This is a genomic window from Saccharopolyspora montiporae, assembly GCF_015209505.1.
Classification (GTDB): domain Bacteria; phylum Actinomycetota; class Actinomycetes; order Mycobacteriales; family Pseudonocardiaceae; genus Saccharopolyspora; species Saccharopolyspora montiporae.
The window spans coordinates 1-26,901 of sequence record NZ_JADEYC010000032.1 but is presented as its reverse complement, the minus strand read 5'-3'; the positions used below and the strand labels follow the sequence as shown (position 1 = coordinate 26,901).

The 26,901-nt window shown below is 72.4% G+C and carries 27 protein-coding genes; 9 read left to right on the top strand and 18 right to left on the bottom strand.

Annotated elements, in window-relative coordinates:
* Positions 1–173 precede the first annotated feature (173 nt).
* Positions 174–3,155, bottom strand: a complete 2,982-nt coding sequence (locus IQ251_RS16695) for a penicillin acylase family protein (protein WP_193929540.1) — start codon at positions 3,153–3,155, stop codon at positions 174–176.
* Between the two features lie 241 nt (positions 3,156–3,396).
* On the opposite strand from IQ251_RS16695, the gene IQ251_RS16690 reads away from it, so the two are divergent.
* The 3 genes from IQ251_RS16690 (at position 3,397) to IQ251_RS16680 (ending at position 7,911) form a co-directional block, all read left to right on the top strand.
* Entirely contained in the window at positions 3,397–3,975 is a 579-nt protein-coding gene (locus tag IQ251_RS16690) for a CGNR zinc finger domain-containing protein (protein WP_228047244.1), read from the top strand.
* 76 nt (positions 3,976–4,051) lie between these two features.
* On the top strand, positions 4,052–7,207 hold the full coding sequence (gene ileS / locus IQ251_RS16685; RefSeq protein WP_193929539.1) for an isoleucine--tRNA ligase: 3,156 nt from the start codon (positions 4,052–4,054) through the stop codon (positions 7,205–7,207).
* 74 nt (positions 7,208–7,281) lie between these two features.
* Entirely contained in the window at positions 7,282–7,911 is a 630-nt protein-coding gene (locus IQ251_RS16680) for a lysoplasmalogenase (protein ID WP_370591460.1), read from the top strand.
* Positions 7,912–7,932: 21 nt separating this feature from the next.
* Here the strand turns inward: IQ251_RS16680 and IQ251_RS16675 are convergent, their stop codons facing one another.
* Positions 7,933–8,721, bottom strand: coding sequence for a S1 family peptidase (locus tag IQ251_RS16675; protein WP_193929538.1), 789 nt, complete (start codon positions 8,719–8,721; stop codon positions 7,933–7,935).
* 404 nt (positions 8,722–9,125) lie between these two features.
* Here IQ251_RS16675 and IQ251_RS16670 point away from each other — a divergent pair, with 404 nt between their 5' ends.
* Both IQ251_RS16670 and IQ251_RS16665 read left to right on the top strand, forming a co-directional pair.
* Entirely contained in the window at positions 9,126–9,656 is a 531-nt protein-coding gene (locus IQ251_RS16670; protein ID WP_193929537.1) for a PH domain-containing protein, read from the top strand.
* The gene (locus IQ251_RS16665; RefSeq protein ID WP_193929536.1) at positions 9,653–11,128 is read left to right on the top strand and encodes a PH domain-containing protein; all 1,476 of its coding nucleotides are present in this window, start codon (positions 9,653–9,655) and stop codon (positions 11,126–11,128) included. Before IQ251_RS16670 ends, IQ251_RS16665 begins: the two co-directional genes overlap by 4 nt.
* A gap of 150 nt (positions 11,129–11,278) precedes the next feature.
* Here the strand turns inward: IQ251_RS16665 and IQ251_RS16660 are convergent, their stop codons facing one another.
* From IQ251_RS16660 to IQ251_RS16650, 3 genes are all read right to left on the bottom strand, one after another.
* The gene (locus IQ251_RS16660) at positions 11,279–11,470 is read right to left on the bottom strand and encodes a DUF397 domain-containing protein (RefSeq protein WP_193929535.1); all 192 of its coding nucleotides are present in this window, start codon (positions 11,468–11,470) and stop codon (positions 11,279–11,281) included.
* Positions 11,471–12,319 (bottom strand): helix-turn-helix domain-containing protein, encoded by an 849-nt coding sequence (locus tag IQ251_RS16655; protein WP_193929534.1) that lies wholly within the window; start codon positions 12,317–12,319, stop codon positions 11,471–11,473.
* Positions 12,320–12,539: 220 nt separating this feature from the next.
* Complete coding sequence (locus IQ251_RS16650) at positions 12,540–14,273, bottom strand: pyruvate dehydrogenase (protein ID WP_193929533.1); 1,734 nt, start codon at positions 14,271–14,273, stop codon at positions 12,540–12,542.
* A gap of 125 nt (positions 14,274–14,398) precedes the next feature.
* Between IQ251_RS16650 and bcp the strand changes: the two genes are divergently transcribed.
* Positions 14,399–14,869, top strand: coding sequence for a thioredoxin-dependent thiol peroxidase (gene bcp, locus IQ251_RS16645; RefSeq protein WP_193929532.1), 471 nt, complete (start codon positions 14,399–14,401; stop codon positions 14,867–14,869).
* 36 nt (positions 14,870–14,905) lie between these two features.
* On the opposite strand, the gene rdgB is transcribed toward bcp, so the two are convergent.
* The 5 genes from rdgB to IQ251_RS16620 are packed head-to-tail and all read right to left on the bottom strand — an operon-like array spanning position 14,906 to position 18,530.
* Entirely contained in the window at positions 14,906–15,511 is a 606-nt protein-coding gene (gene rdgB / locus IQ251_RS16640; protein ID WP_193929531.1) for an RdgB/HAM1 family non-canonical purine NTP pyrophosphatase, read from the bottom strand.
* Positions 15,508–16,263, bottom strand: a complete 756-nt coding sequence (gene rph / locus IQ251_RS16635) for a ribonuclease PH (RefSeq protein WP_193929530.1) — start codon at positions 16,261–16,263, stop codon at positions 15,508–15,510. The genes rdgB and rph overlap by 4 nt, the downstream gene beginning before the upstream one ends.
* A 46-nt stretch (positions 16,264–16,309) precedes the next feature.
* Complete coding sequence (locus IQ251_RS16630) at positions 16,310–17,083, bottom strand: MBL fold metallo-hydrolase (protein ID WP_193929529.1); 774 nt, start codon at positions 17,081–17,083, stop codon at positions 16,310–16,312.
* Positions 17,080–17,895: a glutamate racemase gene (gene murI / locus IQ251_RS16625; protein ID WP_193929528.1), complete on the bottom strand. Its 816-nt coding sequence runs from the start codon at positions 17,893–17,895 to the stop codon at positions 17,080–17,082. Before murI ends, IQ251_RS16630 begins: the two co-directional genes overlap by 4 nt.
* On the bottom strand, positions 17,892–18,530 hold the full coding sequence (locus IQ251_RS16620) for a rhomboid family intramembrane serine protease (RefSeq protein WP_370591459.1): 639 nt from the start codon (positions 18,528–18,530) through the stop codon (positions 17,892–17,894). The genes murI and IQ251_RS16620 overlap by 4 nt, the downstream gene beginning before the upstream one ends.
* A 162-nt stretch (positions 18,531–18,692) precedes the next feature.
* On the opposite strand from IQ251_RS16620, the gene IQ251_RS16615 reads away from it, so the two are divergent.
* Positions 18,693–19,535: an SMP-30/gluconolactonase/LRE family protein gene (locus IQ251_RS16615; RefSeq protein WP_193929526.1), complete on the top strand. Its 843-nt coding sequence runs from the start codon at positions 18,693–18,695 to the stop codon at positions 19,533–19,535.
* 138 nt (positions 19,536–19,673) lie between these two features.
* Here the strand turns inward: IQ251_RS16615 and IQ251_RS16610 are convergent, their stop codons facing one another.
* The 8 genes from IQ251_RS16610 to clpS form a co-directional block, all read right to left on the bottom strand.
* Positions 19,674–20,063: a type II toxin-antitoxin system VapC family toxin gene (locus tag IQ251_RS16610; protein ID WP_193929525.1), complete on the bottom strand. Its 390-nt coding sequence runs from the start codon at positions 20,061–20,063 to the stop codon at positions 19,674–19,676.
* On the bottom strand, positions 20,060–20,368 hold the full coding sequence (locus IQ251_RS16605; RefSeq protein ID WP_193929524.1) for a hypothetical protein: 309 nt from the start codon (positions 20,366–20,368) through the stop codon (positions 20,060–20,062). Before IQ251_RS16605 ends, IQ251_RS16610 begins: the two co-directional genes overlap by 4 nt.
* A gap of 237 nt (positions 20,369–20,605) precedes the next feature.
* Positions 20,606–21,556: a PLP-dependent cysteine synthase family protein gene (locus IQ251_RS16600; RefSeq protein ID WP_193929523.1), complete on the bottom strand. Its 951-nt coding sequence runs from the start codon at positions 21,554–21,556 to the stop codon at positions 20,606–20,608.
* Positions 21,557–21,631: 75 nt separating this feature from the next.
* Positions 21,632–21,910 (bottom strand): MoaD/ThiS family protein, encoded by a 279-nt coding sequence (locus tag IQ251_RS16595; RefSeq protein WP_193929522.1) that lies wholly within the window; start codon positions 21,908–21,910, stop codon positions 21,632–21,634.
* Between the two features lie 123 nt (positions 21,911–22,033).
* Complete coding sequence (locus tag IQ251_RS16590; RefSeq protein WP_370591458.1) at positions 22,034–22,489, bottom strand: M67 family metallopeptidase; 456 nt, start codon at positions 22,487–22,489, stop codon at positions 22,034–22,036.
* 100 nt (positions 22,490–22,589) lie between these two features.
* Positions 22,590–23,636 (bottom strand): P1 family peptidase, encoded by a 1,047-nt coding sequence (locus IQ251_RS16585; RefSeq protein WP_370591457.1) that lies wholly within the window; start codon positions 23,634–23,636, stop codon positions 22,590–22,592.
* 66 nt (positions 23,637–23,702) lie between these two features.
* Positions 23,703–24,266, bottom strand: a complete 564-nt coding sequence (locus IQ251_RS16580) for a DUF2017 domain-containing protein (RefSeq protein WP_193929519.1) — start codon at positions 24,264–24,266, stop codon at positions 23,703–23,705.
* Positions 24,267–24,560, bottom strand: a complete 294-nt coding sequence (clpS, locus tag IQ251_RS16575) for an ATP-dependent Clp protease adapter ClpS (protein ID WP_193929518.1) — start codon at positions 24,558–24,560, stop codon at positions 24,267–24,269.
* Between the two features lie 111 nt (positions 24,561–24,671).
* Here clpS and IQ251_RS16570 point away from each other — a divergent pair, with 111 nt between their 5' ends.
* Both IQ251_RS16570 and IQ251_RS16565 read left to right on the top strand, forming a co-directional pair.
* Positions 24,672–26,006, top strand: coding sequence for a nicotinate phosphoribosyltransferase (locus IQ251_RS16570; protein ID WP_193929517.1), 1,335 nt, complete (start codon positions 24,672–24,674; stop codon positions 26,004–26,006).
* Positions 26,007–26,100: 94 nt separating this feature from the next.
* On the top strand, positions 26,101–26,670 hold the full coding sequence (locus tag IQ251_RS16565) for a nicotinamidase (RefSeq protein ID WP_193929516.1): 570 nt from the start codon (positions 26,101–26,103) through the stop codon (positions 26,668–26,670).
* Positions 26,671–26,901: the final 231 nt, after the last annotated feature.

Here is a 26,901-nt window from a genome sequence, read left to right as displayed (position 1 = left end):
GAGAACTCACACGAAGGCGGATCCCACGCCCCGCTGCGCCGCGCAGTCGCGGGTCAGCGGCGTCCCGCAGGGGCCCCGCCCGCCGGACGGCGCCGCGGGCCCCGGCCCCTACAACGCGGCCGGGCCCGGGCGCCGTCCACACGAGGACTGCACCCGGGCCCGGCCCGCTCCGCTCAGCGGCGGCGCGGGAACTCCACGATCTGCTGGTAGGTCGGCCGGTTCTGCCAGCCGGTCGGCTCCTGGGAGACGCCGCCGATCTCGGTCTGCACCAGCGCGTCGGCGCACCACTGGTCCCCCGCGGCGCACGTCTCATCGCCCGGGTAGGTCTCCTCCGCCGGCGTCTCCGCGGCCTGCTGCAGGGTCTGCAGCAACACGTCGCGGCACTCGCCCGGGTCGCCCTGCCCGCACATCCCGGTCGGGAAGCCGCCCGGAACCTCCTCGCCGAGCACACCGCGGAGGTCCTTGGACACCTGGCCGAACCAGCCGTACTGGAAGGCCGAGCCCTGGTGCTCCTCCCCCACCTGCAGCCCGGGCTCGCCGTTCTGCCACCCGGATGGGGACTCGTTGATCTGCAGCACATCGGTCAGCGCCCGGTAGGCGTCCTCGCCCAACGCCGGTTCGAACTGGGCGCGCACCAGCAGCGGCCACCACGCGTCGAGCAGCTCGATCGCCTCGGCATGCTCGTATTCCCGGCTGCCCTGCTCGGTCTCCACCCGGCGGCCGCCGTCGGCCAGCCACGCGCGCAGCTGCTCCACCCGCTCGGCCAGCTCCGGATCGCGCACCGGAGCGCTGTCGATGAGCCGCAACAGGTCGGGCAGCACCCGTTCCGCGCGCAGATCGGTCACCCCGGCCTCGGCCATCGCCCTGGTCAGCGCGCCCCGGTCCACGTCCCCGCGCTCGACGAGCTCGGCGACCCGGCGGTCCAGCAGATCGCCGCGCTGCACGGCGCCCTTCTCCGCACCGGCACCGGCCGTTCCCGGGGCCTGCTTGTTGTTCCAGCTAGTGTAGTAGTCCTGGTTGATCGAGTTCGGGTGCTCCTCGAACGGGGTCAGCGCGGCGGTGTTGTCGGCCGGATTCCAATCCGCCCACTCGTACTCGGGGTCGGATTCGATCGGCATGCTCGGATCCACCTCGGGGTTGCGCTGCACGTTGGCGCCCGAGTTGAAGTACCCGGTGTCGTCGGCGTCGACGTAGAACCAGTTGAACGTGTAGTTGATGTCCTCGGCAGCGCGCTGGAAGTCCTGCGCCGAGGTGATCGCGTCCGGGTCGTTGAACTGCTGGAACCCGATGATCGAGTCGACCTCGTGCTGGAAGGTGGACCGCGCCTCGGTGTAGGCGACGGGCTTTCCGTCCACTGTGGCCCGATGCGTCACCGGCCCGTACGGGGTACGCAGCGACACCAGCCGGTAGGACCCGTGCGGGGTGTCGTCGCCGAGGTTGGGCTCCCATTCGTTCTTGCGCTCCACGCTCTGGAACGGCACGCACTCGCCGCGGAACACGAAGTGGTCCGACTCCGTCGTGGGCTCCCCACCGCCCGGTTCGCACAGCTCGACGGCGTAGGTGTCGATGATGTCCTGCGCCGAGGTCGTCGCGCTCCACGAGTAGTCCTGCCCGCGGCCGAGCAGCGTGTAGAAGCTCAGCCCGGCGAACGAGGCCCCCTTGGACGAGATGCCGGGCCCCTGAAGTTCCTGCAGGGTCAGCAGCTGCGGGGAGAAGTAGCCGGTCTGCGGACCGAACGCCGCGATCGGATTGCCGCTGTCGGTGTGCTCCCCGGACACCACGAGCGCGTTGGACATCCCGCGCGGCTCACCCATCCCGCCCGGCACCACGCCGTCGTCGAACATGCCGCGCAGGTGTTCGGCCGGATCCTCGGGGTCCACCGGCGGCGCGGGCTCGGCGGCGGGCCGCTGCTCGGGTTCGGCACCCTCGACCGCGGACCCGGTCTCGTCGAAGACCTTCTGCTGCTCGACCACCGAATCCGGGTCGGGCATGGCGGCGCCCCGCGGGTTCTCCGGGGTGGTGCCGTAGTCGAAGCGCTGCCCGTCGTGCAACGTGGACACGGCTTCCGGATCGTTCTCCGCGCGGAAGGTGCGCCAGACCTGTTCGCCGCGCTGCGGGCCGAACCGCTCGTGCAGCTCCATGCGGGCCACGGCGTTCTCCACCTCGCCGCCGCCACCGCCGCCGAATTGCGCACCCACCAGGGAGGCGAGCACCACGAGGTCGGTCAGCTTGAACGGCTCGATGTTGCCCGCGTTGGTGAGCGGGTCGACGTGCCCGGTGGCCACGTACTCACCGGGGAAGTACCGGCCCTCGTGCGCCTGCTCGACATAGCTGTTGATCCCGTCCACATAGGACTGCGCATCGGCCAGCGCCTGCTCGCCGCGCTCGCCCTGGGCGGCCACGGCGTCGATCTGCTGCTGCAGCTCCTGCTCGGTGTACGGCGAGACCTCGAAGAACTGCTGCTCCAGCTCCCGGTTCCCCTCGGCGCCGCCCGCGAACGGCGTCACCGCCCCGCGGCCCGCGCGGCGCAGCGCGTCCATGAGGAACAGCTTGTCCTCGGCGGTGGTGAACCCGGCGCCGAACGTGGTGCCGGAGCGGGTGTCGCCGTAGATGTGCGGGATGCCCGCGGTCTTGTCCCGCACGACGGTGACGTCCTCGCGCGGCCGGTAGGTGCGCTCGACGTCGTCCGGCTCGACGCCGAACGAGTTGTCGTTGAAGAACTCCTCGACGGTGTCGCTGGTCAGCTCGGAGTACCCGGTGGCCAGCCGGTCGTACTGGTCGAGCTGATCGTCCGAGTGCGCCGGGCGGGTGCCGATCACCATGTGCGCGATGAGGTCGGCGAACGTGGCGTTGCCGTTCTGCCCCGGCGGCAGGATGTGGTCGCACTGGTCGCCGCAGTAGTCCGGCGCGGGTGCGGGTGGCTCGGGCTCGGCGGACGGTGCGATCTCCGGAGCGGGCGGCTCGGCGGGACCGGCACCCGGAGCGGGCGGCGCCTCCGGAGCGGACGGTTCGGCCAGCTCGGCCAGGTCCGCCGGGACGGGCGGAACCGGCGCCTGGGCGGCTGAAACCGGTGCGATGAGCGCGGATCCGAGCACGGCCGCGGTGCCGAGCACGGCCACGGCCCGGATCCTGCGGGACGGCTTCCTTCGGGGCATGGCGAACCTTTCCGTCGAGCGCAACCGCGGACGCTAGCCAGCCCCGAGCCAAAACGAAATACTTTCACGTTCGGATTGCGCCGATCGGCCCAGTGGCGGAGTTCGCCAGCAGCACGGGCCGGAACCGCTGTAACGCATCGGTCGATGCGGTTAGCATTAGGTCAGGCCGCCGGGACGTCGCCACCCACCGCACACGGCGCCGGGTGGCGGCACCCGACCCGCGCACCAGGAGGCCGATCCGTTGAGCACCAGTCCGCGGCTGATCGGCGAACCGCTCGCCGTCGACCTCACCAACACCCGCCCGCTGTGCCCGGACGGGGTGCACGACCTGCTGGAGAACGCCGCCGACGCGGGCGTGTGGCTGGCGGCCCAACCCGACCGGATCGGCGTGCTCGGCCGCGGCGAGGCCAACCGGCTCACCGAACGCGATGTCGCCGACCTGCACGACATCCGGGACGCGGTCAACGCAGCGCTGGAACCCGTCCGGCACGGCCGACGTCCACCCGCCTCCGCGCTGCGCGCGCTCAACGACGCCCAGCGGGCGGCTCCGGCCATCCAGGAGGCTCGCTGGACCCGCGGCGCCGTCACCGCCGCACCGGTGCGCAGCGGCACTCCCGGGCAGCGCCTGGCGGCGCGCTTCGCCGAGGCCGCCGCCGAACTGCTCAGCGATCCGGCGGTGACCACCATCCGGGAGTGCTACTCCGAACCCTGCGTGATGCTGTTCCTGCCCACCAACCCGCGCCGCAGGTGGTGCTCGGCCGAGATCTGCGGCAACCGGGCCCGGGTGGCCCGCTACTACCAGCGGCACAAGCAGCGCTGACCGCAGATCCGCAGTGGATCGGCTCGACCCGGCTCGTGCCCGGGCTCGCCCCTCGGTCAGGTGTGACCATGGCGGCATGCAGCAGACCGGGCACACCCCGTTCCGGGCGATCGCGGCCACTCCCGACCTGCCCGCCGTGGAGCGCGGCATCGCCGAGTGGTGGCAGGACCGGGAGATCTTCGAGCGCAGCCTGGCGCAGACCGCCGACGGCCCGCGCTGGGTGTTCTACGAGGGCCCGCCCACCGCCAACGGCACCCCGGGCGCGCACCACGTGGAAGCCCGCGTGTTCAAGGACGTCTTCCCGCGGTTCAAGACGATGCAGGGCTTCAACGTGCCGCGGCGCGCCGGCTGGGACTGCCACGGGCTGCCGGTGGAGATCGCCGTCGAGCGCGAGCTCGGGCTGCAGGGCAAACCGGACATCGAGCGGATCGGCATCGCCGAGTTCAACCGGCGCTGCCGCGAGTCGGTGCAGCGCTACGTGGGCGAGTTCGAGGCCGTGACCCGACGGATGGGCTACTGGATCGACCTGTCCACCGCGTACTGGACGATGTCGGCGCAGTACGTGGACAGCGTGTGGTGGGCGCTGCAGCAGATCCACCGGGCCGGACTGCTGGTCGAGGACCACCGCGTCGCCCCGCTGTGCCCGCGCTGCGGCACCGCGCTCTCCGACCACGAGCTCGCGCAGGGTTACGCCGACGTGTCGGACCCCTCGGTGCAGGTGCGGCTGCCGCTGGAGCGACCGCTGGCCGGGCGCGACGCCGAACTGCTGGTCTGGACCACGACCCCGTGGACGCTGGTCGCCAACACCGCGGTGGCCGTGCACCCGGACGTGGATTACGTGCTGGCCGAGACCGCGTCGGGTGCGTTCGTGGTGGCCGAACCGCTGCTGGGCGAGGCGCTCGGCGACGCCGACGTGCTGGCCCAGTTCCGCGGCCGCGACCTCGCCGGGCTGACCTACCACCGCCCGTTCGACCTGGTCGACACCGGTGCCGACGCCCGGGTGGTCACCGCCGAGCACGTCTCCACCGCCGAAGGCACCGGACTCGTCCACCTCGCACCGGCGTTCGGCGAGCAGGACCTGGCAACCGCCCGCGAGCACGGGCTGCCCGTGGTCGCGCCGGTGGGGACCGACGGGCGGTTCCGGGACGACCTGCCGCTGGTCGGTGGCGGGTTCTTCAAGGACGCCGATGAGGTGCTGCTCGCCGACCTGCGCGAGCGGGGCCGCCTGCTGCGCGCGGACGAGCTGGTGCACGCCTACCCGCACTGCTGGCGCTGCGGCACGCCGCTGATGTACTACGCCCAGCTGACCTGGTACATCCGCACCACGGCGGTGCGCGACGCGCTGCTGCGCGAGAACGAGCGCACCTCCTGGTACCCGGAATCCGTCAAGCACGGCCGGTTCGGCGACTGGCTGGACAACAACGTCGACTGGGCGCTGTCCCGCGACCGGTACTGGGGCACCCCGCTGCCGCTGTGGCGCTGCCCGGACGGGCACGTCACCGCCATCGGGTCCCGGGCCGAGCTGGGCGCGCTGACCGGGCAGGACTTCACCGACCTGGACCCGCACCGGCCCTACCTGGACGACATCGACTTCGGCTGCCCGGAATGCGGGCAGCGGGCGAACCGGGTGCCGGGAGTCGTCGACGCCTGGTTCGACTCGGGGGCGATGCCGTTCGCGCAGCTCGGCTACCCGCACGCCGACGGCAGCCGCGCGGAGTTCGAGCGCAGCTACCCGGCCGACTACATCTGCGAGGCCATCGACCAGACGCGCGGCTGGTTCTACACGCTCATGGCGGTCGGCACGGTGCTGTTCGACCGCTCCGCCTACCGCAACGCGGTGTGCCTGGGCCACATCCTGGCCGAGGACGGGCGCAAGATGAGCAAGCACCTCGGCAACGTGCTCGAACCGCTACCGCTGATGGAAACGCACGGTGCCGACGCGCTGCGCTGGTTCATGCTCTGCAGCGGGTCGCCGTGGGCGCCGCGGCGGGTCGGGCACGTGGCGCTGCAGGAGATCGTGCGCAAGGTGCTGATGACCGCCTGGAGCGTGGCGGCGTTCTTCACCCGCTACGCCGAGTCGGCGCCGTGGCCGAAGCAGGCGGCGGATCCGGCGGACCGGCCGGTGCTGGACCGCTGGCTGCTGGCCGAGACCGACCGCGTCACCCGGGTCGTGGACGCGGCGCTGGAGAACTTCGACACCGCGGGAGCCGGCCGGGCGCTGGGCGAATTCGTGGACGACCTGTCCAACTGGTACGTGCGCCGCTCGCGGCGGCGGTTCTGGGACGGCGACCCGGACGCCCTGCGCACGCTGCACTCCTGTCTGGACGTGCTGTGCCGGCTGCTGGCGCCGTTCGTGCCGTTCCTCGCCGAGCGGATCTGGCAGGACGCGGTGCGGCCCGGATCCGGTGCGGCCGCGGAATCGGTGCACCTGTCCTCCTGGCCGGAACCCGCCCCGGGACCGGTGGACGAGCCGCTGCTGCGGCAGGTGGCGCTGGTGCGGCGGCTGGCCGACGCGGGGCGCGCCGCGCGGCGGAGCAGCGGGCGCCGGGTGCGCCAACCGCTCGACCGGGCGCTGATCGGCGGGGACGCGGTGCCCGCCCTGCCGGACGACCTGCTCGCCGAGCTCGCCGAGGAGCTCAACGTCCGCCGGGTGCAACCGCTCTCCGCCGCCGGGGAGGTGCTCGCGGTGTCCGCGCGACCGGATTTCCGCGCGCTGGGACGGCGGTTCGGCAACCGCACCCCGGAGGTGGCGGCGGCGATCGAAGCCGCCGAGCCGGAGGCGCTGGTCGAGCAGCTGCGTGCCGCGGGCAGCGCCGCGGTGGACGGGGTGCCGGAGCCGATCGGACCGGACGAGGTGCGGATCAGCGAGGTCCCGCGTTCCGGGTGGGCGGTGGAGGTGCGCCAGGACGTGACGATCGCGCTGGACACCGAGCTCACCCCGGAGCTGGCACGGGCGGGCCTGACCCGCGAGGTGATCCGGTTCCTGCAGGATTCCCGCAAACAGGCGGGTTTCCGCCCGCACGACCGGATCGAGGTCGGCTGGCGCATCGACCCGGAGCGCGGGGACGAGCAGCTGCGCGCCGCGCTGGACGGGCACCGGGCGGAGATCGCCGAGGCGGTGCTGGCCACCGCGTTCGCCGAGGCCGGGCCCGCGGGCGGCGGCTCCGCGCACAGCAACGCCGAGCTCGGGCTCACCGCCTGGCTCACCCGCACCGGCCATCCGAACGGGTGACAAGCGCGGAGTCCTCGGCGAGACTGGCGCGGCCCGCGCTCCCGGACCCGCGGGCCGATCCGGAAGGAGACGGGGTGCGAGCACGAGGACGAACGCTGGCCTACGCGGCCGCGGCGGGCACCGATGTCGCGCTGGCGCTGCTGCGGCGGACCCGCCGCAGGCAGGTGAGCAAGACCGCACTGATGCCCGCGCTGGCGGTGGCGGTACCGCCGCGCAGCCTGGCACCGGCGTTGGGCCTGGCCGGCTCCTGGGCCGGTGATGTGGCCCTGCTGCGCTCGGACGACCGGTCGTTCCTGGTCGGGCTGGGTTCGTTCTCCGCGGCCCACCTCGCCTACACCGCGGGGTTCGCCGCGCGCGGCGGGCGTCCGCGGCCCGCGCACGCGCTGCCGATCGCCGCGGCCACCGCCGCCACCGGCGCGGTACTGGGCAGGCACGCAGGTGAGCTGCGCGCACCGGTGCACGGGTACGCGCTGCTCATCGGGGCGATGGCCGTCGCGGCGACAGGGGTGCGCGGCCCGGGATCGGGCCGGATCCTCGGCGGGGCGCTGACCTTCGCTCTCTCGGACACGCTGCTGGCGCTGGACCGGTTCGTGCTCGGCGAGCGCTGGTCGCAGGCCGCCGACGGCGGGGTGATGCTCAGCTACACGCTGGCCCAGTGGCTCATCCACGACGGGCTGCACCGGCACGACCGGGCCGGGAGCTGAACCCGGCCCGGTCCGGCGGGGTCAGCCGATCTGCGCCTGCAGCTCGTCGTAGTACGAACCGACCCGCGCGTACACCCCGGGGTTGTCCGGACGGGCGCAGCCGTTGCCGAACGAGGTGACGCCGATGATCCGGTTGTCCACCACCATCGGTCCGCCGGAGTCGCCCTGGCAGGCGTCCGTGCCGCCCTCCGGGTAACCCGCGCAGACCATGCCGTCCGGCGTGTACTCGGGATAGGCGGCGCTGCAGGCCTCGTCCGCGTTGACCGGCACCACGGCCTTCTGCAGGTGGTCGGAGGTCTGCCCGCCTTCGCTGGTGGTTCCCCAGCCGAGGATGGTGGCGTCGGTGTCCGGCGCGTACCCGGGGTCGTCCGGGGCGGCCAGTTCCACCGGGGTCTCGGACACCGGCTCGGCGAGGGTGAGCACCGAGACGTCGAAGGCCATCGATCCCCCGCCGTACTCCGGGTGCGACCAGATGTCGGTGACCTCGGAGACCGTGCCCTCCTGCGAGCTCATCTCGGTGCGCCCGCTGACCACCTGGATCCCGGCGGGCTGCTCGCCCTCGGTGCAGTGCGCGGCGGTGAGCACCTTGTCCGGCGCCACGAGCGACCCGCCGCAGAACTGGCTGCCGCCGGGGTCGGTCAGCGCGACGGTGAACGGGTGATCGGCGATCTCCGCGTCCTCACCGCCGATGATCAGCGGATCGGGCTCGTCCTGCGGAGCCTGGGCGTGCGCGGCGGTGGCGGTGGCCAGCGCGGCGAGGCCGGCCGCGGCCAGAGCCGCGAACCGGGCGGAAGCACGTGCAGCGGGCATGGCGTTCCTCCGTGGATGTCGGATGAGGTCGCTCAAGATCGGACGATAACCAGCGGGCAACCCCGGCCGACACCGGCAGAATTTCCCGGTTTCCCGGTTCCACCGCCTAGGCCTCGCGGTTCGGGCGTCCTCGGCGCGCCCCGAACGCGCCGAGGACGTTCCCGCGGCCGGATCCCTCCCGACCGGCGGACACCGGCCCCCGCGACCGGTGACCGCGCGCCCGTGGCCCCGACAGCCACCTCGCGGGCGCGCGCATACCGGTCTATCGGACCGCCCGCGGCAAGTTCCAGAGCCGATCGGTCCAGCAGCCGTTCCGCGCCGCTGCGCTGGTCGGCCGAGCCCCGCCCCCGCGCCGGGACGGGCCTGCCACACTGCACGGCGACCTGCGACGAGGAGGACTCGACGTGCCGAGCGCCGACCAGCCCCATCCGCCCGACCAGCCCGGCCGGCCCGTCCGGCTGCGTCCACCGGAGCACCGGGTGCAGCGGCGCGCCGTCGCCTGGTGGACGACCCGAGCGCTGCTGCTCGCGGTGCCGCTGCTCACCGCACTGGTGGTGCTGTGCCTGCTGCTCGCGGACGCGCGCTGGTGGCTGGTCCCGCTGACCGCGGTGGCGACCGCGCCTGCGGCGGTCTATGTGCTGGTCATGCCGCAGTGGCGCTACCGGGTGCACCGCTGGGAGACCACCGAGGACGCCGTCTACACCTCGGCGGGCTGGCTGCGCCAGGAGTGGCGGGTCGCCCCGATGTCCCGGATCCAGACGGTGGACAGCGTCCGCGGACCGCTGCAGCGGGTGTTCGACCTCGCCAGCGTCACGGTCACCACCGCCTCGGCGGCCGGCCCGCTGACCATCGACGGCTTGGACCGCGCGACGGCCGCCGAGGTAGTGCAGCACCTGACGGCCACCACCCAGGCCACCCCGGGGGACGCGACGTGATCGCCGAGGACCACTGGTACCGGCTGGACCCGAAGACGATCGCGGCCTCGGTGGCGCTGGTGCTGGCCCCGCTGGTGCCCGCGGCCGCCGTCGTGCTCGTCTCCGGGACCTCGCCTGCCGCGCTGGGCACGATGGCCGTGCTCTGGCTGGGCATCGCCGCGCTGATCGCCGGGGGCAGCGCGCTGGAGTGGTACTTCAGCCGGTTCCGGATCACCGCCGAGCGCTTCGAACTGCGCAGCGGGGCGCTCAGCCGCAGCCACCGGTCGATCCCGCGGGACCGGATCCGCAGCGTGGACCTCACCGCCGGGCCGGGGCACCGGATCTTCCGGTTGGCCGTGGTCACCATCGGCACCGGCCAGTCCGGCGACGAGCTCAAGCTGGACGCGGTCCCGCGCAGCCGTGCCGAGCAGCTGCGCCAAGTACTGCTGCCCGCGGCGACCGGCGGCACCGCCGAAGCGGTGGCGGACGACGAGCTCGCCCGGATGCGCCCGGCCTGGTTCGGCTACTCGATGCTGACCACCTCGCTGGTGCTGGTCGTGTGGGGTGCGCTGGCTTCGGCGATCGGCTCGTTCTCCGAACTGCTGGGCACGCTGGGCGCCTACGACGCGCTGGCCGGGACCGCGCGCTCACTCGGGCTGTGGCTGGTGCTGGCGGCCGGATTCCTGCTGGCGCTGGTGATCGGCGCGGCCGGGGCGCTGGCCCTGTCCGTGGAGATGTGGTGGGGATTCCGGCTGACCCGCGGCGCGGATGCGCTGCGGGTGCGCCGCGGACTGCTGACCACGCGCTCGGTCTCGTTGCAGGAAGCCCGGCTGCGCGGGGTCGAGATCGCCGAACCGCTGGTGCTGCGGGCGGCGCGCGGCGCGCGGCTCAACGCCGTCGCCACCGGGCTCAGCGAGGGCGGGGAGAACCAGCCGGACAACAAGGTGCTGCTCCCGCCCGCCCCGCGCGCGACCGTGCGCGAGGTCGCGGGCCTGGTGCTCGGCGCTCCGTTTTCCCCGGCGCTGCGCGGACATCCGCGCGCGGCCCTGCACCGCAGGCTGGTGCGCGCGGGAGCGGCCTGGGCGGTGCTCGCGGTCACCGCGGTGGTGCTCGTGCTGCGCGGCATCATGCCGGGGTGGGCCGCAGTGCTGATCGCGGTAGCGGCCCTCGTCCTGCTGGTCGCGCTCGCGGTGGCCGGCTACCGCGCGCTCGGGCACCAGCTCGACGAGCGGCAGCTGGTCGCGCGGTCCGGCGCCGTGGTGCGGCGCACCGTGGCGCTGCGGCGGGAGGGCATCATCGGCTGGCGGATGCGGCAGACGGTGTTCCAACGGCGGTCCGGGCTGATCAGCGTCGCGGCGACCACGGCGGCGGGGTCCGGCATGTACGCGGTCAGCGATGTGTCCACATCGGAGGGTCTGCGGCTCGCGGAGGAGGCGGTGCCGGATCTGCTGACCCCGTTCCTGGAACCGGTGGCAGACTCGCATCTGGAGTGAAAACCTTGCAGAGGTTCCGCTTTTCGCGTGCGGAACGCGGATACCGCGCCCGCAGGAGGTCCTTTCATCGCTCCGGGGAGCGCGGGGCGCCCCGGCCCGAACCGGGCTGGGCACCCCGCCGACCCCGTGCACGAGGAGAGCAGGCGACTCTCAGGAATCGTAGGAACCGGTTTTGACGTCCCGCACGAAATCCCGCCAGTGCCGCGCTGCGATCGTGATCTGCCCGGCACCGCGGTTCTTCGTGTCCCGGATCCCGACCACGTCCGCACCGAAGCCGACCTCGACGCACTGCCCCTGACCCTGGGTCCGGGTGCTCGTGCGCCAGTCGGTGATGTACCCCATCTACAGCTCTCCTATCCGTCGTCGGATGAGTTGCACAGATCCCTCCGGATCTACTGCGTGTGCGCGTAAATGGTCCATCATTGTGACGTAGTTGGACAGCTCTACCTCCCTTTCGAGGTACAGACCTCCCACGTGCGTTTCCAGATAAACCACATCCGGGTCAATGTGGTTGGAGTAGCGCAGGATCACGAACGGACCGGCCTGCGCCGGGTGCGCCCCCGCGTCCAGCGGCATCACCTGCAGCGTCACGTGCGGCAGTTCGACCAGCTTCAGCACGTGCTCCAACTGCCTGCGCAGCACACCGAATCCGCCCACGCTGCGCCGCAACGCGGGTTCGCCCACCACCGCCCACAGCTCCAGCGGACCGTCCCCGGTCACCCGGCACTGCCGCTGCATCCGCAGTTCTACCCGGCGGTCGATTTCCGAGTCACCCGCCCGGATCAACGTGGATTTCGTGATGGCGTGCGCGTATTCCCGAGTCTGCAGCAGACCCGGAATCGCTTCCGACTCGTAGGTGTGAATCGAGGACGCCTCGGCCTCCAAGCCCACGTAGGTCTCGTACCACTCCGGCAGGACGTCGCCGTAGGAATGCCACCACCCGCGCTTGCGGGCGTCGCGGGCCAGGTTGATCAGCTGATCGCGTTCCGCCCCGTCGACGCGGTAGAAGTCCAGCAGCGCCGACACATCGCCCACCGACGGCGAGCGCTTGGCCGTCTCGAACCGGCCGATCTTGGCCTGGGTGCACCCCAGGTGCACGGCAGCCTGCTGCTGGGTGACCTCCGCTCGGCCCCGCAGACGGCGCAATTCCGCGGCGAGCCTGCGCCGACGGACGGTGGGACTGACAGTCATGTGGACCAGTTTCCACACTCTGCCACGCCCCGTCACGACCCCGGCGCAAACGCCGCACGATTGCCGAGGTCAGCGTCTTTTCAGCCAGTCCGGACCGAAAACGCCCGCCGCGATGGAATATTCCACAAGTGCACCGGACAGCGGAGCGGGACGCGGTGGCGCCGCCCAACACACGAGCACCGCACGGGTGATCACCGCCCCGCCGAACGGCACCGCCCGCTCACGGCCGCGGGACGTTGCGCAGGTTCGAGCGGGCCAGCTGCACCATCTTGCCCACCCCGCCGGACAACACCGTCCGGCTGACCGCCAGCGCGAAGCCCTTCATCTGGGTGCCGGTGATCCGCGGCGGGATGGACAGCGCGTTCGGATCGGTCACCACGTCCAGCACCGCAGGCCCCGGGTGCGCCAGCACATCGGCGATCCCGGCGCGCACATCGCCCGGCTGCTCCACCCGCACCGCGTGGATGCCCGCAGCCGCGGCGATGGCCGAGTAGTTCACGTGCTGGTGGTCGGTGCCGAAGTCCGGCATCCCGTCGACCAGCATCTCCAGCTTGACCATGCCCAGCGACGAGTTGTTGAACACGATCAGCTTCACCGGCAGCCCATGCGTGCGCAGCGTCAGCAGGTCGCCGAGCAGCATGGATACCCCGCCGTCCCCGGCCATGGCCACCACCTGGCGGTCACCGTCGGCGATCTGCGCACCGATCGCGTGCGGCAGGGCGTTGGCCATCGACCCGTGCACGAACGAGCCGAACATCCGGCGCCGGCCGTTCGGGGTGATGTAGCGGGCCGCCCAGACATTGCACATGCCGGTGTCCACTGTGAACACCGCATCGTCGGCGGCCTCGTCGTCGAGCACGTCGGCCACGTACTCCGGATGGATCGGGACCTGCTTGTCCACGTTGCCGGTGTAGGCCTCGACGACCCGTTCCAGCTGGCCCGCGTGCTCGGTCAGCATCCGGTCCAGGAACGAGCGGTCCGCGTTGCCGGTCAGCCGCGGCAGCACCGCGCGGATCGTCTCCCCCACATCGCCCTGCACCGCCAGGTCCAGCACCGTGCGCCTGCCCAGGTGCGCGGGCTCGATGTCCACCTGCACCGTGTTGGCCTGCGGCAAGAAGTTGTCGTACGGGAAGTCGGTGCCCAGCAGCACCAGCAGGTCCGCGCGCTGCGTGGCCTCGTAGCAGGCGCCGTAGCCGAGCAGACCGCTCATGCCCACGTCGTAGGGGTTGTCGTACTGGATCCACTCCTTGCCGCGCAGCGCGTGCCCCACCGGCGCGTTGAGCTTCTCGGCCAGCTGCATCACCTCGCGGTGCGCACCGCGGGTCCCGGCCCCGCAGAACAGCATCGGCCGCTGGGCCGCGTCGAGCTCGGCGGCCAGCGCATCGACCTGCACCTCGGACGGCACCACCACCGGCGGCTCGCAGTCGAGCACGCCCGTCCCGGTCGGGTGCGCCGCCTCGCGCTCGGCCACGTCACCCGGCATCACCAGCACCGACACCCCGCGCCGGCCCGCGGCCGTCTGGATCGCGGTGCGCAGCAGCCGCGGCATCTGCCCGGGCTGGGACACCACTTCGCAGAGGTGACTGCACTCGTTGAACAGCCGCTCCGGATGGGTCTCCTGGAAGAACCCGGTGCCGATCTGCTCGGACGGGATCTGCGAGGCCAGCGCCAGCACCGGGGCGCCGCTGCGGTGCGCGTCGAACAGTCCGTTGATCAGGTGCAGGTTGCCCGGCCCGCAGCTGCCCGCGCACACCGCCAGCCGCCCGGTCAGCTGCGCCTCGGCCGCCGCCGCGAAGGCCGCCGTCTCCTCGTGCCGCACGTGCACCCACTCGATGCCCTCCCGCCGCCGGATCGCGTCCACCACCGGGTTCAGGCTGTCGCCCACGATCCCGTAGACGCGCCGTACCCCCGCCTGCACGAGCACTTCGATGAACTGGTCGGCGACTGTGGGCATGGATGCCTCCGCGCGCTCGGCTGCTGGCCACCTCGTCATCTACGCGGGCGCACGGGTCGGCGCAACTCGGCGGCAGCCCGCACCGCCGCACCAGGCCTGCCGGAACGGTCGCTAGTGTCGGGCGCATGACTGAACAGCGCCTCTCCCCCGGTGACCCGGCCCCGGAGTTCACCCTGCCGGACGCGGACGGCAACCCGGTCTCGCTGGCCGACTACCGCGGCCGCTCCGTGGTCGTGTACTTCTACCCGGCGGCCAGCACCCCGGGCTGCACCACGGAAGCCTGCGACTTCCGGGACAGCCTCGCCGCGCTGGACGGCGCCGGGTTCGCCGTGCTGGGGATCTCGCCGGACAAGCCGGCGAAGCTGGCGACGTTCCGCGATGCGGAGTCGCTGACCTTCCCGCTGCTGGCCGACGAGGACAAGTCCGTGATGACCGCCTACGGCGCCTTCGGCGAGAAGAAGAACTACGGCAAGGTCGTGCAGGGCGTGATCCGCTCGACGTTCGTGGTCGACCCGGACGGCCGGATCGGCACCGCGCTGTACAACGTCAAGGCCACCGGGCACGTGGAGCGGCTGCGCAAGGAGATCGGGGTCTGATGCCGCGGTGGCCGGGGCGCTCCCCCGGCCACCGGATCAACCCGCGAGCTCGCGCAGCGCGGGCAGCAGCTGCTGCAGCGCGCGGCCGCGGTGCGAATCGGCGTCCTTCTCCTCGGCGCTGAGTTCGGCGGCCGTGCGGGTCCCGCCCTCGGGCACGAAGCTCGGGTCGTAGCCGAAACCGTTGCTGCCGCGCTGCTCAGCGATGACGCTGCCGCGCCATTCCCCGCGCACCACGGTCTGCGCGCCGTCCGGGCGCACCAGCGCGGCCGCGGACACGAACGCGGCGCCGCGGCGCTCGTCCGGTACGTCGGTGAGTTGGCCGAGCAGCAGCTCCAGGTTGCCCGCGTCGTCGCCGTGCTTGCCGGACCAGCGGGCGGACAGCACCCCCGGCATCCCGTTGAGCGCGTCCACCTCCAGACCGGAATCGTCCGCGACCGCCGCGATCCCGGTCGCCCGCGCCGCGTCGGTCGCCTTGGCCAACGCGTTGTCCTCGAAGGTGGCACCGGTTTCCGGCGCTTCGGCGAACTCGGGCACGTCGCCGAGCCCGAGCACCTCGATCCCGGTGACGCCCGCGGCTTCCAGGATGCGCCGCAGCTCGACGAGCTTCTTGGCGTTGCGGGTGGCCAGCAGCAGCTCGGTCACGACCGCTTCCCCGGCAGCTCACCCGGGTACGGCTCGGCCAGCGCAGCCGACTGCGCCTCGGACAGCGTGCCGCACCCGGCCAGCGCGAAGTCCAGCATCTTGTCCATCGTGGACCGCGTGTAGGTGGCGCCCTCGCCGGTGCCCTGCACCTCGACCAGCGTGCCGTGGTCGGTGGCGACCACGTTCATGTCCACCTCGGCGCGCGAATCCTCCTCGTAGGGCAGGTCCAGCCGCACCCGGCCGTCCACCACGCCGACGCTGATCGCGGAGATCGAGCAGGACAGCGGCTTGGGGTCGGAGAGCTTGCCCGCAGCGCCCAGCCAGGTGATCGCATCGGCCAGCGCCACGTAGGCACCGGTGATCGCGGCCGTGCGGGTGCCGCCGTCGGCCTGGATGACGTCGCAGTCCAGGGTGATCGTGTTCTCGCCCAGCGCGGCCAGGTCGATGCAGGCGCGCAGCGAACGGCCGACCAGCCGGCTGATCTCGTGCGTGCGCCCGCCGATGCGGCCTTTGACCGATTCCCGCGCGCCGCGGGTGTTCGTCGCCGACGGCAGCATCGCGTACTCGGCCGTCACCCAGCCCAGTCCGGAACCGACGCGCCAGCGCGGGACGCCGTCCTGCACGCTGGCCGCGCACAGCACGCGCGTGCGGCCGAATTCCACCAGCACCGATCCGGCGGGCCAGTCCTGGTACCCGCGGGTGATGCGCACCTCTCGGAGCTCGTCGTCGCTCCGCCCGTCAACTCGTGCCACGGCACCAAGCGTATTCCCGCCCCGCGCGGGCGCGGCCGCGGCCCCGTCACACGTCGTAGATCGCGCCGGGCTCGACCAGTTCGCTGGGTCCGCGGAACCGGCGGCGGGCCTCGTCGAGGATGCGGGCCCGGTCCGACCACGGCTGCAGGTGGGTGAGCAGCAGTCGCCGCGCCCCGGCCGCCTCGGCCGCCGCGGCCGCCTGCCTGCCGGACAGGTGCACGTCCTCCGGTGCGTCCGGGGAGTCCGGCCAGGACGCCTCGGACAGCAGCACATCGGCGTCCGCGCCCAGCTCGGCGAGCTCGGCGCACGGCCCGGTGTCCCCGGTGTAGGCCAACACCCTTCCCGCGGCCTCCACCCGGAACCCCCACGAGGACGGGCACACGTGCGCGACCGGGACCGGCCGGATGTCGAACGGGCCGATCCGGAACGGCTCGCCGGTCAGCGGGCGGAAGTCGAACACGTCCGAGAGATCGGCCGCGGCCCGGTCGGCGGCGCTGGGGGCGTCCAACGCGGCGAACCGGTCCGGCGCCTCCCGCGGCGCGTGCACCGGTAACCGGTGCGCGGCCGGGTCAAACGGCGGGTCCGGGTGGTAGCGGCGCAGCACGGTCAGCGCGGCGATGTCCGCGCAGTGGTCCGGGTGCAGGTGGCTGAACAGCACCGCGTCCAGCCGGAACGGGTCCAGGTGCCGCTGCAGGGCGCCGAGCGCACCGTTGCCCAGGTCCAGCAGCACGCGGGTGTCGCCGGATTCCACCAGATATCCCGAACAGGGCGAGTCCGGCGCCGGAATGCTGCCGGAGCAGCCGAGAATCGTCAGCTTCACGCGATCGAGCTTGACACGCCGAACGGCCGAACGGCATCGGTCGCCGGGCCCGGCCCCAGGAAGCGGGCCGCCAGCGCGGCGAACGCCGCCGGCTCACCGGTGACCTGGAACTCGTGCGCCGGCGCACACGACGGATCAGCGAGCAGGTCGTCGCTGGTCAGCACGCGCAGCACGTCCTTGGCGGTTTCCTCGGCGCTGGAGACCAGCGTCACCTGGTCGCCCATCGCGAGCTGCAGCACACCCGTCAGCAGCGGGTAGTGCGTGCAGCCCAGCACCAGCGTGTCCACCCCGGCCCGCTGCAGCGGGTCGAGGTAGTTCTGCGCCAGCCCGAGGACCTGGCGCCCGCTGGTGGTGCCGCGTTCGACGAAATCGGCGAACCGCGGGCAGGCGGCGGTGCTGACCTCGATGCCCGGGGCCGCGGCGAAGGCGTCCTCGTAGGCGCCGGAGTCGATGGTGGCCCGGGTGCCGATCACCCCGATCCGGCCGTTGCGGGTGGTGGCCGCGGCGCGCCGGGCGGCGGGCAGCACGACCTCCACGACCGGGACGTCGTAACGCTCCCGGGCGTCGCGCAGGCAGGCGGACGAAGCGGTGTTGCACGCGATGACCAGCATCTTCACCCCGTCCGCGACGAGGCGGTCGGTGATCGCGAGGGTGCGGGCGCGGATCTCGGCCAGCGGCATCGGTCCGTACGGCGCGTTGGCGGTGTCCCCGACGTAGCGCAGCGACTCACCGGGCAGCTGGTCCAGCACCGCGCGGGCGACGGTGAGCCCGCCCACCCCGGAGTCGAAGATGCCGATCGGTCGGGCGTTCACGCGGCCAGTTTGCCAGCGCTCCCGGCGGAAGGCCGCGGGGGTGCGGCGCGCGCCACCAGCCACGCGGCCAGCAGACCGCCGCACGCGCCGAACAGGTGGCCTTCCCAGGAGATACCCGGCTGCCCCGGCAGCACGCCCCACAGCATGCTGCCCCAGTAGAAGAACAGCACCACCGCCACCAGGATCTGCCCGATGCTGCGCAGCAGGAATCCGCGCAGCAGCAGGAACACCATCCAGCCGAACACGAGGCTGGAGGCGCCGATGTGCACACCACCGCCCCCGCTGCCGACCAGCCAGGTGCCCAGGCCGGCGATGAGCCACACGGTCGCCGTCACCGCGGTGAACTGCCGCGCGCCGCCGGCGAGCACGAGCCAGCCCAGCACCAGCAGCGGCAGCGTGTTGGAGATCAGGTGGGCCCAGCTGGCGTGCAGCAGCGGCGCGAACAGAATCCCGTCCAGCCCGTCGACCCGGCGTGGCAGGATCCCGTAGGTGGACAACGGCTGGACGCCCGGCAGCGAGGCGTTGAGCAGCTGCACGGCGTAGAGGACCGCGAGGAACACGAGCATGCCGATCGCCGCGCGCAGCGGGTTCTCCGGCAGGACTCGCGCCCGGCGGCGGTCAGGCAGTCGGTTCACGCGTCCGAGGTTACGCGGTTGCCCCGTTCCGGTCGTCGGGGTCGAGCCCGGACGAACCGGATCTTTATACGGCGCTGCGGACGGCGGCCCACCCGCCACTGCTCGCATCGGCGTCAGCCTCTAGGGTGATTGCCCGTTGTGTCGGGGGCGGAAAGGTGGCCATTGCAAGCCCGAATCGACATCGCGGTGCCGGCGGGTGCTCGCGCAGCGCAGGCGCCCACCTGGGACACGGCGACCTGCACGCTGCTGTGGGTGGACCGCGCCGCGCACCTGGTGCACCGCTACTTTCCCGCCCGCGCGGCCGACCACTCGATGCCGGTCCCGCAGCCGGTCAGCGCCGCGAAACCGCGCGAGCGCGGTGGACTGCTGCTGCACCTGGACGGCGGTATCGCCCTGTTCGAATCCGATGAGCGCCGGCGGACCTGGTTGGTCTACTGGGCGCGGGACGGCTTCCGCGGAGCAAGTACGGCGGTGGACGGCACGGGAGCGCTGTGGGCGGCGACCGAGCGCGCGGACGGCGGCGGGGGCGGCTGGCTGGTGCGGGTCACCCCGGACGGCCGCACCACCACGGTGCTGCGCGACCTGGTGAGCCCGAGCGGCATCGCCTGGAACCCGGACCGTACCCGGATGTACCTCGCCGACAGCGCGGCGGGACGCATCGACGTCCTGGACCTGGACGAAACGGGACGCCCCGCGACGCGACGCCCGCTGTGCACCACGAACGGCCGACCGGCCGCACCAGCGGTGGACGCGGCCGGCGACCTCTGGGTCCCGATGAGCGACCGCGGAGAACTGCACGGCTACACCGCAGAAGGTCGGCACACGGCGACGATCCCGCTTCCCGCGGCCCGCCCCACCGGCTGCTGCTTCGGCGGCCAGGACCTGACCGACCTCTACGTGACCACGGCACGCGAGGGCATCGGGGAACCGGCAGGAGCCGACGGCGCGCTCCTGGTACTGCGCGACCTCACCACCGGAGCCCGAACGACCAGTTTCGGCGGCTGAGAGCGCGGGTTCGATCCGGTCGTCCGCCCCAGGAACTCGTCGCGATACGCCCACGGACCTCTTCGGGTGCGCAGGCGGCCTGGCGTGGGTACCTGCGCATGCTCGAACTCCGCGACATCCTCATCGAGTCGCTGCCGGTCATTCTGGAGCGGCGCTGCTGAGGCCTAGCTGATCAGCGAGGGCGGCCAGGCGCGCGTCGTAGCTGACGAACGCCGGTCGGCCGGCATCGAGTGCGGTCGCCAGGTGGATCGCGTCCAATGACCGCAGGTGCTGGCCGTGGAGGCCGGCCGCGGTCTGCAGCACGGCGTCGACGGGCCGCAGGTGCAGGCCGTCGACGAGCTGTTCGGCCTGGTCACGCACGCTCTGCTCGGCCTCGATCCGGTGCAGCGCGCGGTGCAGTTCGACCCGCAGCAGCCCCGAGGACATGATCACTTCGGTGTCGTGTTCGGTGAGCCAATCCACCAGCGCCGAGGACTCGGGCTCGGCGACGACCAGCTTGATCGCCGCCGAGGTGTCCAGGTAGATCACCGATCGGTCTCCTCGCGCTCGGCCAGCACGGCGGCCGAGCCGGCCCGCTGGCCCGCCGGCGACGTGCGCACCGACGCGTGGGCCAGGAACGAGCGCAGACCCTGCTGCCGGTCGCGCCAGTCGGCCGGCGCCTGACCTGCGGCCGCCCACTCGTCGAGCTGCGTCTCGTCGGGGTCGGGCGCGTTGAGCACACCGACGACGCGGCCGGCGTTGGTGATGACCAGCCGCCGCTCGTGCTGCAGCCGGTCGAACACCTTGCGCGACTCGTGCGTCAGTTCGCGGATCGTCACCCGGCCGTCAGTCATGTCTCCATCGTAGGCCGGGAGTCAACACAGCAACGCCGCGTTAACCAATGGCATGGTGCGTCCAACACACGCACGTCCGGTTAACCATGCGCGTGATGTGGTGCAGCCTGGACGCCCTCCCCCAGCGAGTGGAAAAGGCTCACCGCGCGATTTCGGGGTCCCGCAGCGCACTCCGCCGCAGGTCCGCCACCGGCACGCCGCGAAGCACAGCGCGCCGACCCGACGACCCAGCCGGCGTCAGGCCCAGAGCTGCCCGTCCAGCTTCTGCGAGGCTTCGTCGATGGTCCCGCTGTACGCCCCGGTGGAGAGGTACTTCCACCCGGCATCGGCCACGATGAACGCGATGTCGGCGGTTTCGCCGTTGGCGGCGGCCTTCTCGGCGATGGTGAGCGCTGCGTGCAGGACGCCGCCGGTGGAGATCCCGGCGAAAATGCCTTCGTTCTCCAGGAGTTGGCGGGTGCGCCGCAGCGCGTCGTAGGATCCGACGGAGAACCGCCGGGTGAGCACGTCGGCGTCGTAGAGCTCGGGCACGAACCCCTCGTCGAGGTTGCGCAGCCCGTAGACGAGTTCGCCGTAGCGGGGTTCGGCGGCGACGATCTGCACGTCGGGGTTCTGCGCGCGCAGGTAGCGGCCCACGCCGACGAGGGTTCCCGTGGTGCCGAGGCCGGCGACGAAGTGGGTCACCCCGGGCAGGTCGCGCAGGATCTCCGGGCCGGTGGTCTGCGCGTGCGCGTCGGCGTTGGCGGGGTTGCCGTACTGGTAGAGCATGACCCAGTCGGGGTTCTGCTCGGCCAGGTCCTTGGCCATCGCCACGGCTTGGTTGGAACCGCCTGCCGCGGGCGAGGAAATGATCCGCGCGCCGTACGCCTGCAGCAGCTGCCTGCGTTCCTCGGAGGTGTTCTCCGGCATGACGCAGACGAGCCCGTAGCCCTTGAGCTTGGCCGCCATCGCCAGGGAGATCCCGGTGTTGCCGGAGGTGGGCTCCAGGATGGTGCAGCCGTTGGTGAGCCGGCCTTCCTTCTCGGCGGCCTCGATCATCGCCAGCGCGGGCCGGTCCTTGACCGAACCGGTCGGGTTGCGGTCTTCGAGCTTGGCCCACAGGCGGACGTCGGGCGCCGGTGACAGGTGCGGCAACCCGACCAGCGGGGTGTCGCCGAGCGCGTCCAGCAGCGAGTCGTATCGAGCCACGGTTCCTCCCTCTCCCCTACGGACGTCCGGTCCCGCCCCGCGCGGCGCGCGGGGCGAGTCCGCTGACGGTCCTGCTCAGCGCATCCCGCCGGCGACAGCGGGCAGGATGGTGAGGTTGTCGCCGTCGGAGACGGAGGCGTCCAGGCCGCCGGCGAACCGCACGTCCTCGTCGTTGACGTAGACGTTGACGAACCGGTGCAGGCCGCCTTCCTTGACGAGCCGGTCCTTGAGGCCGCCGTAGTTGGCGTCCAGGTCCTCGATCACCTGCGCGACCGTGGTTCCCTGCGCTTCGACCGACTTCTTGCCGTCGGTGTGGCCACGCAGGATGGTGGGGATGGAAACGTTCACTGCCATGGGAAAAACCTCCTGTCCACGAGGACTTCTCGACTCACGAGTGACTTCTCGACTCACGGGGATGCCCGGCCGCCGGCGGTGTTCGCCGATCGGCCCGCGGGCGGGTGTGCGGGACGCCGCGGATCAGTCGCGGTCGGGGACCTCGTCGGATCCCGTGTGCGCGAACATGTACGACTCCACGACCTCCACCGGTTCCTCGGTCACCTCGCCGTCGAGGATCCGGTACGAGCGCAGCTCGTAGGTCTCCGGGTCCCTGGTGGACACGAGCACGTAGTGCGCGTTGGGCTCCGACGCGTACGCCACGTCGGTGCGCGACGGGTACGCCTCGGTCGCGGTGTGCGAGTGGTAGATGACCACCGGTTCCTCGTCGTTCGAGTCCATCTGCCGCCACACCTGCAGCTGCTCGGTGGAGTCGAACCGGTAGAAGGTGGGCGACCGCTCAGCGTTGATCATCTCGATCGCGCGCTCCGGGCGGTCCGACCCTTCCGGGCCGGGCAGCACACCGCACGCCTCGTCCGGGTGGTCCCGTCGGGCATGCGCGACCATCGCGTCCACGAGGTCGCGTCGGATCACCAGCACAGACACCATCCTAGTAACTCCGTGCACCGGCCTCCCACCATGCGGGAGTCACTGGACACCGGTGCTGCTTCGTGAAGACGCAACGTAAAACGAGGATGGTTCATTCCCACGCCGAGGGGTAGCGACTCGTGTAGGACATCACCTCGTCCACCGGCTCCGCGGCGAGCACCGCGCGCACGATCGCGGTCGCCACCACGTCCGCAGCCACCGCGCACACCGCGTCCAGCGCACCCGCCCAGCCAGGGGCTCCGGGTGCCGGCAGATCGCCGCGCCGCCCGGTGGCCAGCGCGAACAGCGTGTCCCCGTCGGTGAGCGCGTGCGCGGGACGGATGGCCCGGGCCAGCCCGTCCTGGGCGGCCACGGCCATCCGGCGGCACTGCGGTTTGCTCAGCCCCAGGTCGGTGGCCAGCACCCCGATGGTCGTGTTCAGCGGCCTGCCGATCGGCCCGCGCCGTCCCGGGCGCTGGTCGGCATGCGCGCGGGCCGCCGCGATCTCGGCGTCGTCCGGCCTGCGCAGCCCGTCCAGCGGGTACCAGGGCAGGCCGGTGTCCGGGTCGACGACCGCGCCCGCGGAGTTGACCGCCACCAGCGCACCGATCCGCGCGCCCGCCTGCGCCCCGGGCAGCTCGGGCAGCTGCGCGCTCGCGGTGCCGATGCCGCCCTTCAGCGGCCCGGCGACCGCCCCGGTGCCCGCGCCGATGTTGCCCTGCCGGGTCTCGGTGGCCGAGGCCGCGGCCGCCGCGCGGTAGCCGAATTCCGCGTCCGGCCGGTTGCCCCAGTCGCTCATCGGCAGGTCGAACAGGACCGCGGCGGGCACCACCGGCACCACGTGCTCGGGGGACTCGCCCACCTGCATGCCGTGCCCGCGTTCGGCGAGCCAGCGCATCACCCCGTCCGCGGCGGCCAGCCCGTAGGCGCTGCCGCCGGAGAGCAGCACGGCGTGCGCCTGCTGCACCAGGTGGCTCGGTTCGAGGACATCGGTCTCCCGCGTGCCGGGACCGCCGCCGCGGACGTCGACGGCCGCCGTCGCCCCGTCCGGCACCAGGACCGCGCTGCTCCCGGTGGCCCAGGCATCGTCCAGGCGCTGGTGGTGGCCGACCTGCACACCGGCCACGTCGACGATCGAATCCGCGGCTCCAGCGGCCACTGTCACCTCCACACCCCGGGGCACCTCCACACCCGGGGCACCTCCGCGCTCCGGGGGGACCTCCGGTCACTCCACCAGCGCGGACACCAGGCTGTCCTGCACCCAGGTCAGCCAGTGGTACACGCCGAGGTGCTCGCTGCGCGGATCGTCCTCCGGCAGCGACTCGGGCATCTCCTCGCTGATGTCCAGGGCGGTGCCCAGCGCGAGCCGCACGTCGTTGAGCGAGGTCAGCCAGTTGTCCGCCTGGTCGGCGGTGAGCTTGACCCGGCCGCCGTCCTGCGGGCAGGTCTGCAGGACCTGGTCCGCGGCACCGATCTTGGCGTCCAGCAGCTCCGGTTCGTGCAGCGAGCGCAGCGCGCCCGCGGCACCGGGCTCCTCCTCGTCGGTTTCCCCGGTGTCCGGGTCGGTCCGGTAGAAGTCCGGCAGCAGGCGGCCCAGCACGCGGTCCTGCGGCGGCTCGCTGGACCCGGTGCGGATCCCGGTCAGCTCGGCGAGCTCGTCCTGCGGGGCCTCGTCCGAGCGCCCGGCGAGCATGTCCCTGATCTGCGAGACCAGCCCGCGCACGACGGCGGCCTCCTGCTGCGCCAGCTCGGTGACCAGCTGCCCGTTCTTGCGCGTCCAGCCCTGCACTCAGGAATCCTTCTGCATCGTTGCCCACAGGCCTGCGGCGTGCAGCTTCGCGACATCGCCCTCGACCTTCTCCTTGTCGCCCGAGGAGACCGCCGCACGTCCTTCGTGGTGCACGTCCAGCATCAGCTTGGTGGCGTGATCCTTGCTGTAGCCGAAGATCTTCTGCAGCACGTAGGTCACGTAGGACATGAGGTTGACCGGGTCGTTCCACACCACGGCCACCCACGGCGGCTCCGCAGTACCGCGCTCATCGGGTTCGAGCTGCGCGCGCTCAAGCTCAGCGGGCGAGGTCATGCCCCCATCGTCGCACGTGCATCCGGAGCGCTCGTCGCCAGCGGGCGACAGAACACCGCCCGCACCAGCGGGCGCACGAACCTACCGGGACCACCACGTAATCTCAGCGACATGACGTCTGCCGCTCAACCAGCAGCCGGTCAACCGGGCGACCGCCGCTCCTGCAGCACGGCGCTGCTCACCGACCAGTACGAGCTGACCATGCTCGACAGCGCACTGCGCGACGGGACCGGGCACCGCCGCTGCGCGTTCGAGGTGTTCACCCGGCGGCTCCCGGAGGGGCGCCGCTACGGGGTCGCCGGCGGGGTGCAGCGGGTGCTGGACGCGGTGGCCGAGTTCCGCTTCGGCGAGGACGAGCTGCGCGCGCTGTCCGGGACGCTCGACGACGCCACGCTGGACTGGCTGCGCGAATACCGGTTCACCGGGCACATCGACGGCTACCCGGAGGGTGAGCTGTTCTTCCCGGGTTCGCCGCTGCTGACGGTGCGCGCGACCTTCGCCGAGGCCGTGGTGCTGGAGACGCTGGTGCTGTCCATCCTCAACCACGACAGCGCCATCGCCGGTGCGGCGAGCCGGATGGTCTCGGCGGGCAACGGGCGCAGGCTCATCGAGATGGGGTCGCGCCGCACGCACGAGAAGGCCGCGGTGGCCGCTGCGCGGGTGGCCTACCTGGCCGGGTTCGCCGCGACGTCGAACCTGGAGGCCGGCCGCCGGTACGGCATCCCCACCGCGGGCACCGCCGCGCACGCGTTCACCCTCCTGCACGACGACGAACGGGACGCGTTCCGCGCGCAGATCGACGCGCTGGGCACCGGCACGACGCTGCTGGTGGACACCTACGACATCACCCGCGGCATCGAGCGGGCCATCGAGGTCGGCGGCACCGGGCTGGGCGCGGTGCGCATCGACTCCGGCGACGTCGGGGTACTCGCCCGCCAGGCCCGCGAGCAGCTGGACTCGCTGGGCGCGACCGGCACCAAGATCGTCGTGTCCGGCGATCTGGACGAGCACGCCATCGCGGCGCTGCGCGCGGAACCGGTGGACGGCTACGGCGTGGGCACCTCGCTGGTCACCGGTTCCGGGGCGCCGACCGCGGAACTCGTCTACAAGCTGGTCGAGGTCGAGGGTCGCCCGGTGGCCAAGCGCAGTTCGCGCAAGGAGTCCCGCGGCGGGCGCAAGAGCGCGGTGCGCAGGCACAAGGAGACCGGAACCGCGGTGGAGGAAGAGGTGTTCGGCATCCGTGCGGGCTCGGCGGAACCGGTGCTGGGTCCGCACGACCGGTTCATGCAGATCCCGCTGGTGCGGGACGGCGCGCAGGTGGACGGGCTGCCGGGTCTGGAGGACAGCCGGCAGCGGCTGCGGCACGCGCTGGTGACCTTGCCGTGGGAGGGCCTGAAGCTGTCCCGCGGCGAACCGGCCATCCCGACCTCGTTCGCGCAGTCCTGATCGGGACGATCGGGCTGGGCACCGCGGCCGCGCCGGGGCAGGATGAGTGCTGCGGGCGCCTGCCCGGACGGCCAGGTGCCGGAGGGAGTGGGACATGCCCAAGGCGTTAATCATCGTGGACGTGCAGAACGACTTCTGCGAGGGCGGGGCGCTGGCCGTGACCGGTGGCGCCGGGGTCGCCGCGGCGATCTCCCGCTATCTGCCCGGTTTCGACCACGAGCACGTGGTGGCCACCCGGGACTACCACGTCGACCCCGGCGGGCACTTCAGCGACGAGCCGGACTTCGTGCGGACCTGGCCGCGGCACTGCGTGGCGGGCACGCCCGGTTCCTCGTTCCACCCGGAGCTGGATCTCGGCGCGGTGGAGGCGGTGTTCTCCAAGGGCCAGTACGACGACGGCTACTCCGGGTTCACCGGGATCGACTTCCGGGACACGACGCTGCCGGACTGGCTGGGCGATCGCGGCGTGGACCGGGTGGAGATCGTGGGCATCGCCACCGACCACTGCGTGCGCGCGACCGCGCTGGACGCGGCGCGGGCCGGGCTGGAGACCGCGGTGCTGCTGGAGCTGACCGCCGGCGTGTCTTCGGAGACCGTGAACGCGGCACTGGCCGAACTGCGCGACGCGGGTGTGGACCTGGTCGGCGACCCGGTGGTGCGCTGACCGGCACCGACCGCTGAGCTCCGCCGACGGTGGTGCGCGGTAGCTTCGTCGGGTGCCGACTTCTGTCCCCCGCTGGTCCGATCCGGACGCGTTCGCCCCGGACGCCACCGACGAACTGCCCCCGGAGATCGCCGCGGAACTGCCGCTGCGCACCGCATCGGCCGGACCGGGCGAGGTCCCGGACCTGGACACGCTGCTGGAAGTGGCGGTGTCCTCGGTCGGCGGGACGCC

Bases quoted from the DNA above. Each gene is read 5' to 3' on its own strand.
- IQ251_RS16695 (WP_193929540.1), bottom strand. From the start codon at position 3,155: ATGCCCCGAAGGAAGCCGTCCCGCAGGATCCGGGCCGTGGCCGTGCTC.
- ileS (WP_193929539.1), top strand. From the start codon at position 4,052: ATGCAGCAGACCGGGCACACCCCGTTCCGGGCGATCGCGGCCACTCCC.
- IQ251_RS16675 (WP_193929538.1), bottom strand. From the start codon at position 8,721: ATGCCCGCTGCACGTGCTTCCGCCCGGTTCGCGGCTCTGGCCGCGGCC.
- IQ251_RS16660 (WP_193929535.1), bottom strand. From the start codon at position 11,470: ATGGGGTACATCACCGACTGGCGCACGAGCACCCGGACCCAGGGTCAG.
- IQ251_RS16655 (WP_193929534.1), bottom strand. From the start codon at position 12,319: ATGACTGTCAGTCCCACCGTCCGTCGGCGCAGGCTCGCCGCGGAATTG.
- IQ251_RS16650 (WP_193929533.1), bottom strand. From the start codon at position 14,273: ATGCCCACAGTCGCCGACCAGTTCATCGAAGTGCTCGTGCAGGCGGGG.
- bcp (WP_193929532.1), top strand. From the start codon at position 14,399: ATGACTGAACAGCGCCTCTCCCCCGGTGACCCGGCCCCGGAGTTCACC.
- IQ251_RS16605 (WP_193929524.1), bottom strand. From the start codon at position 20,368: ATGACTGACGGCCGGGTGACGATCCGCGAACTGACGCACGAGTCGCGC.
- IQ251_RS16595 (WP_193929522.1), bottom strand. From the start codon at position 21,910: ATGGCAGTGAACGTTTCCATCCCCACCATCCTGCGTGGCCACACCGAC.
- clpS (WP_193929518.1), bottom strand. From the start codon at position 24,560: ATGACCTCGCCCGCTGAGCTTGAGCGCGCGCAGCTCGAACCCGATGAG.
- IQ251_RS16570 (WP_193929517.1), top strand. From the start codon at position 24,672: ATGACGTCTGCCGCTCAACCAGCAGCCGGTCAACCGGGCGACCGCCGC.
- IQ251_RS16565 (WP_193929516.1), top strand. From the start codon at position 26,101: ATGCCCAAGGCGTTAATCATCGTGGACGTGCAGAACGACTTCTGCGAG.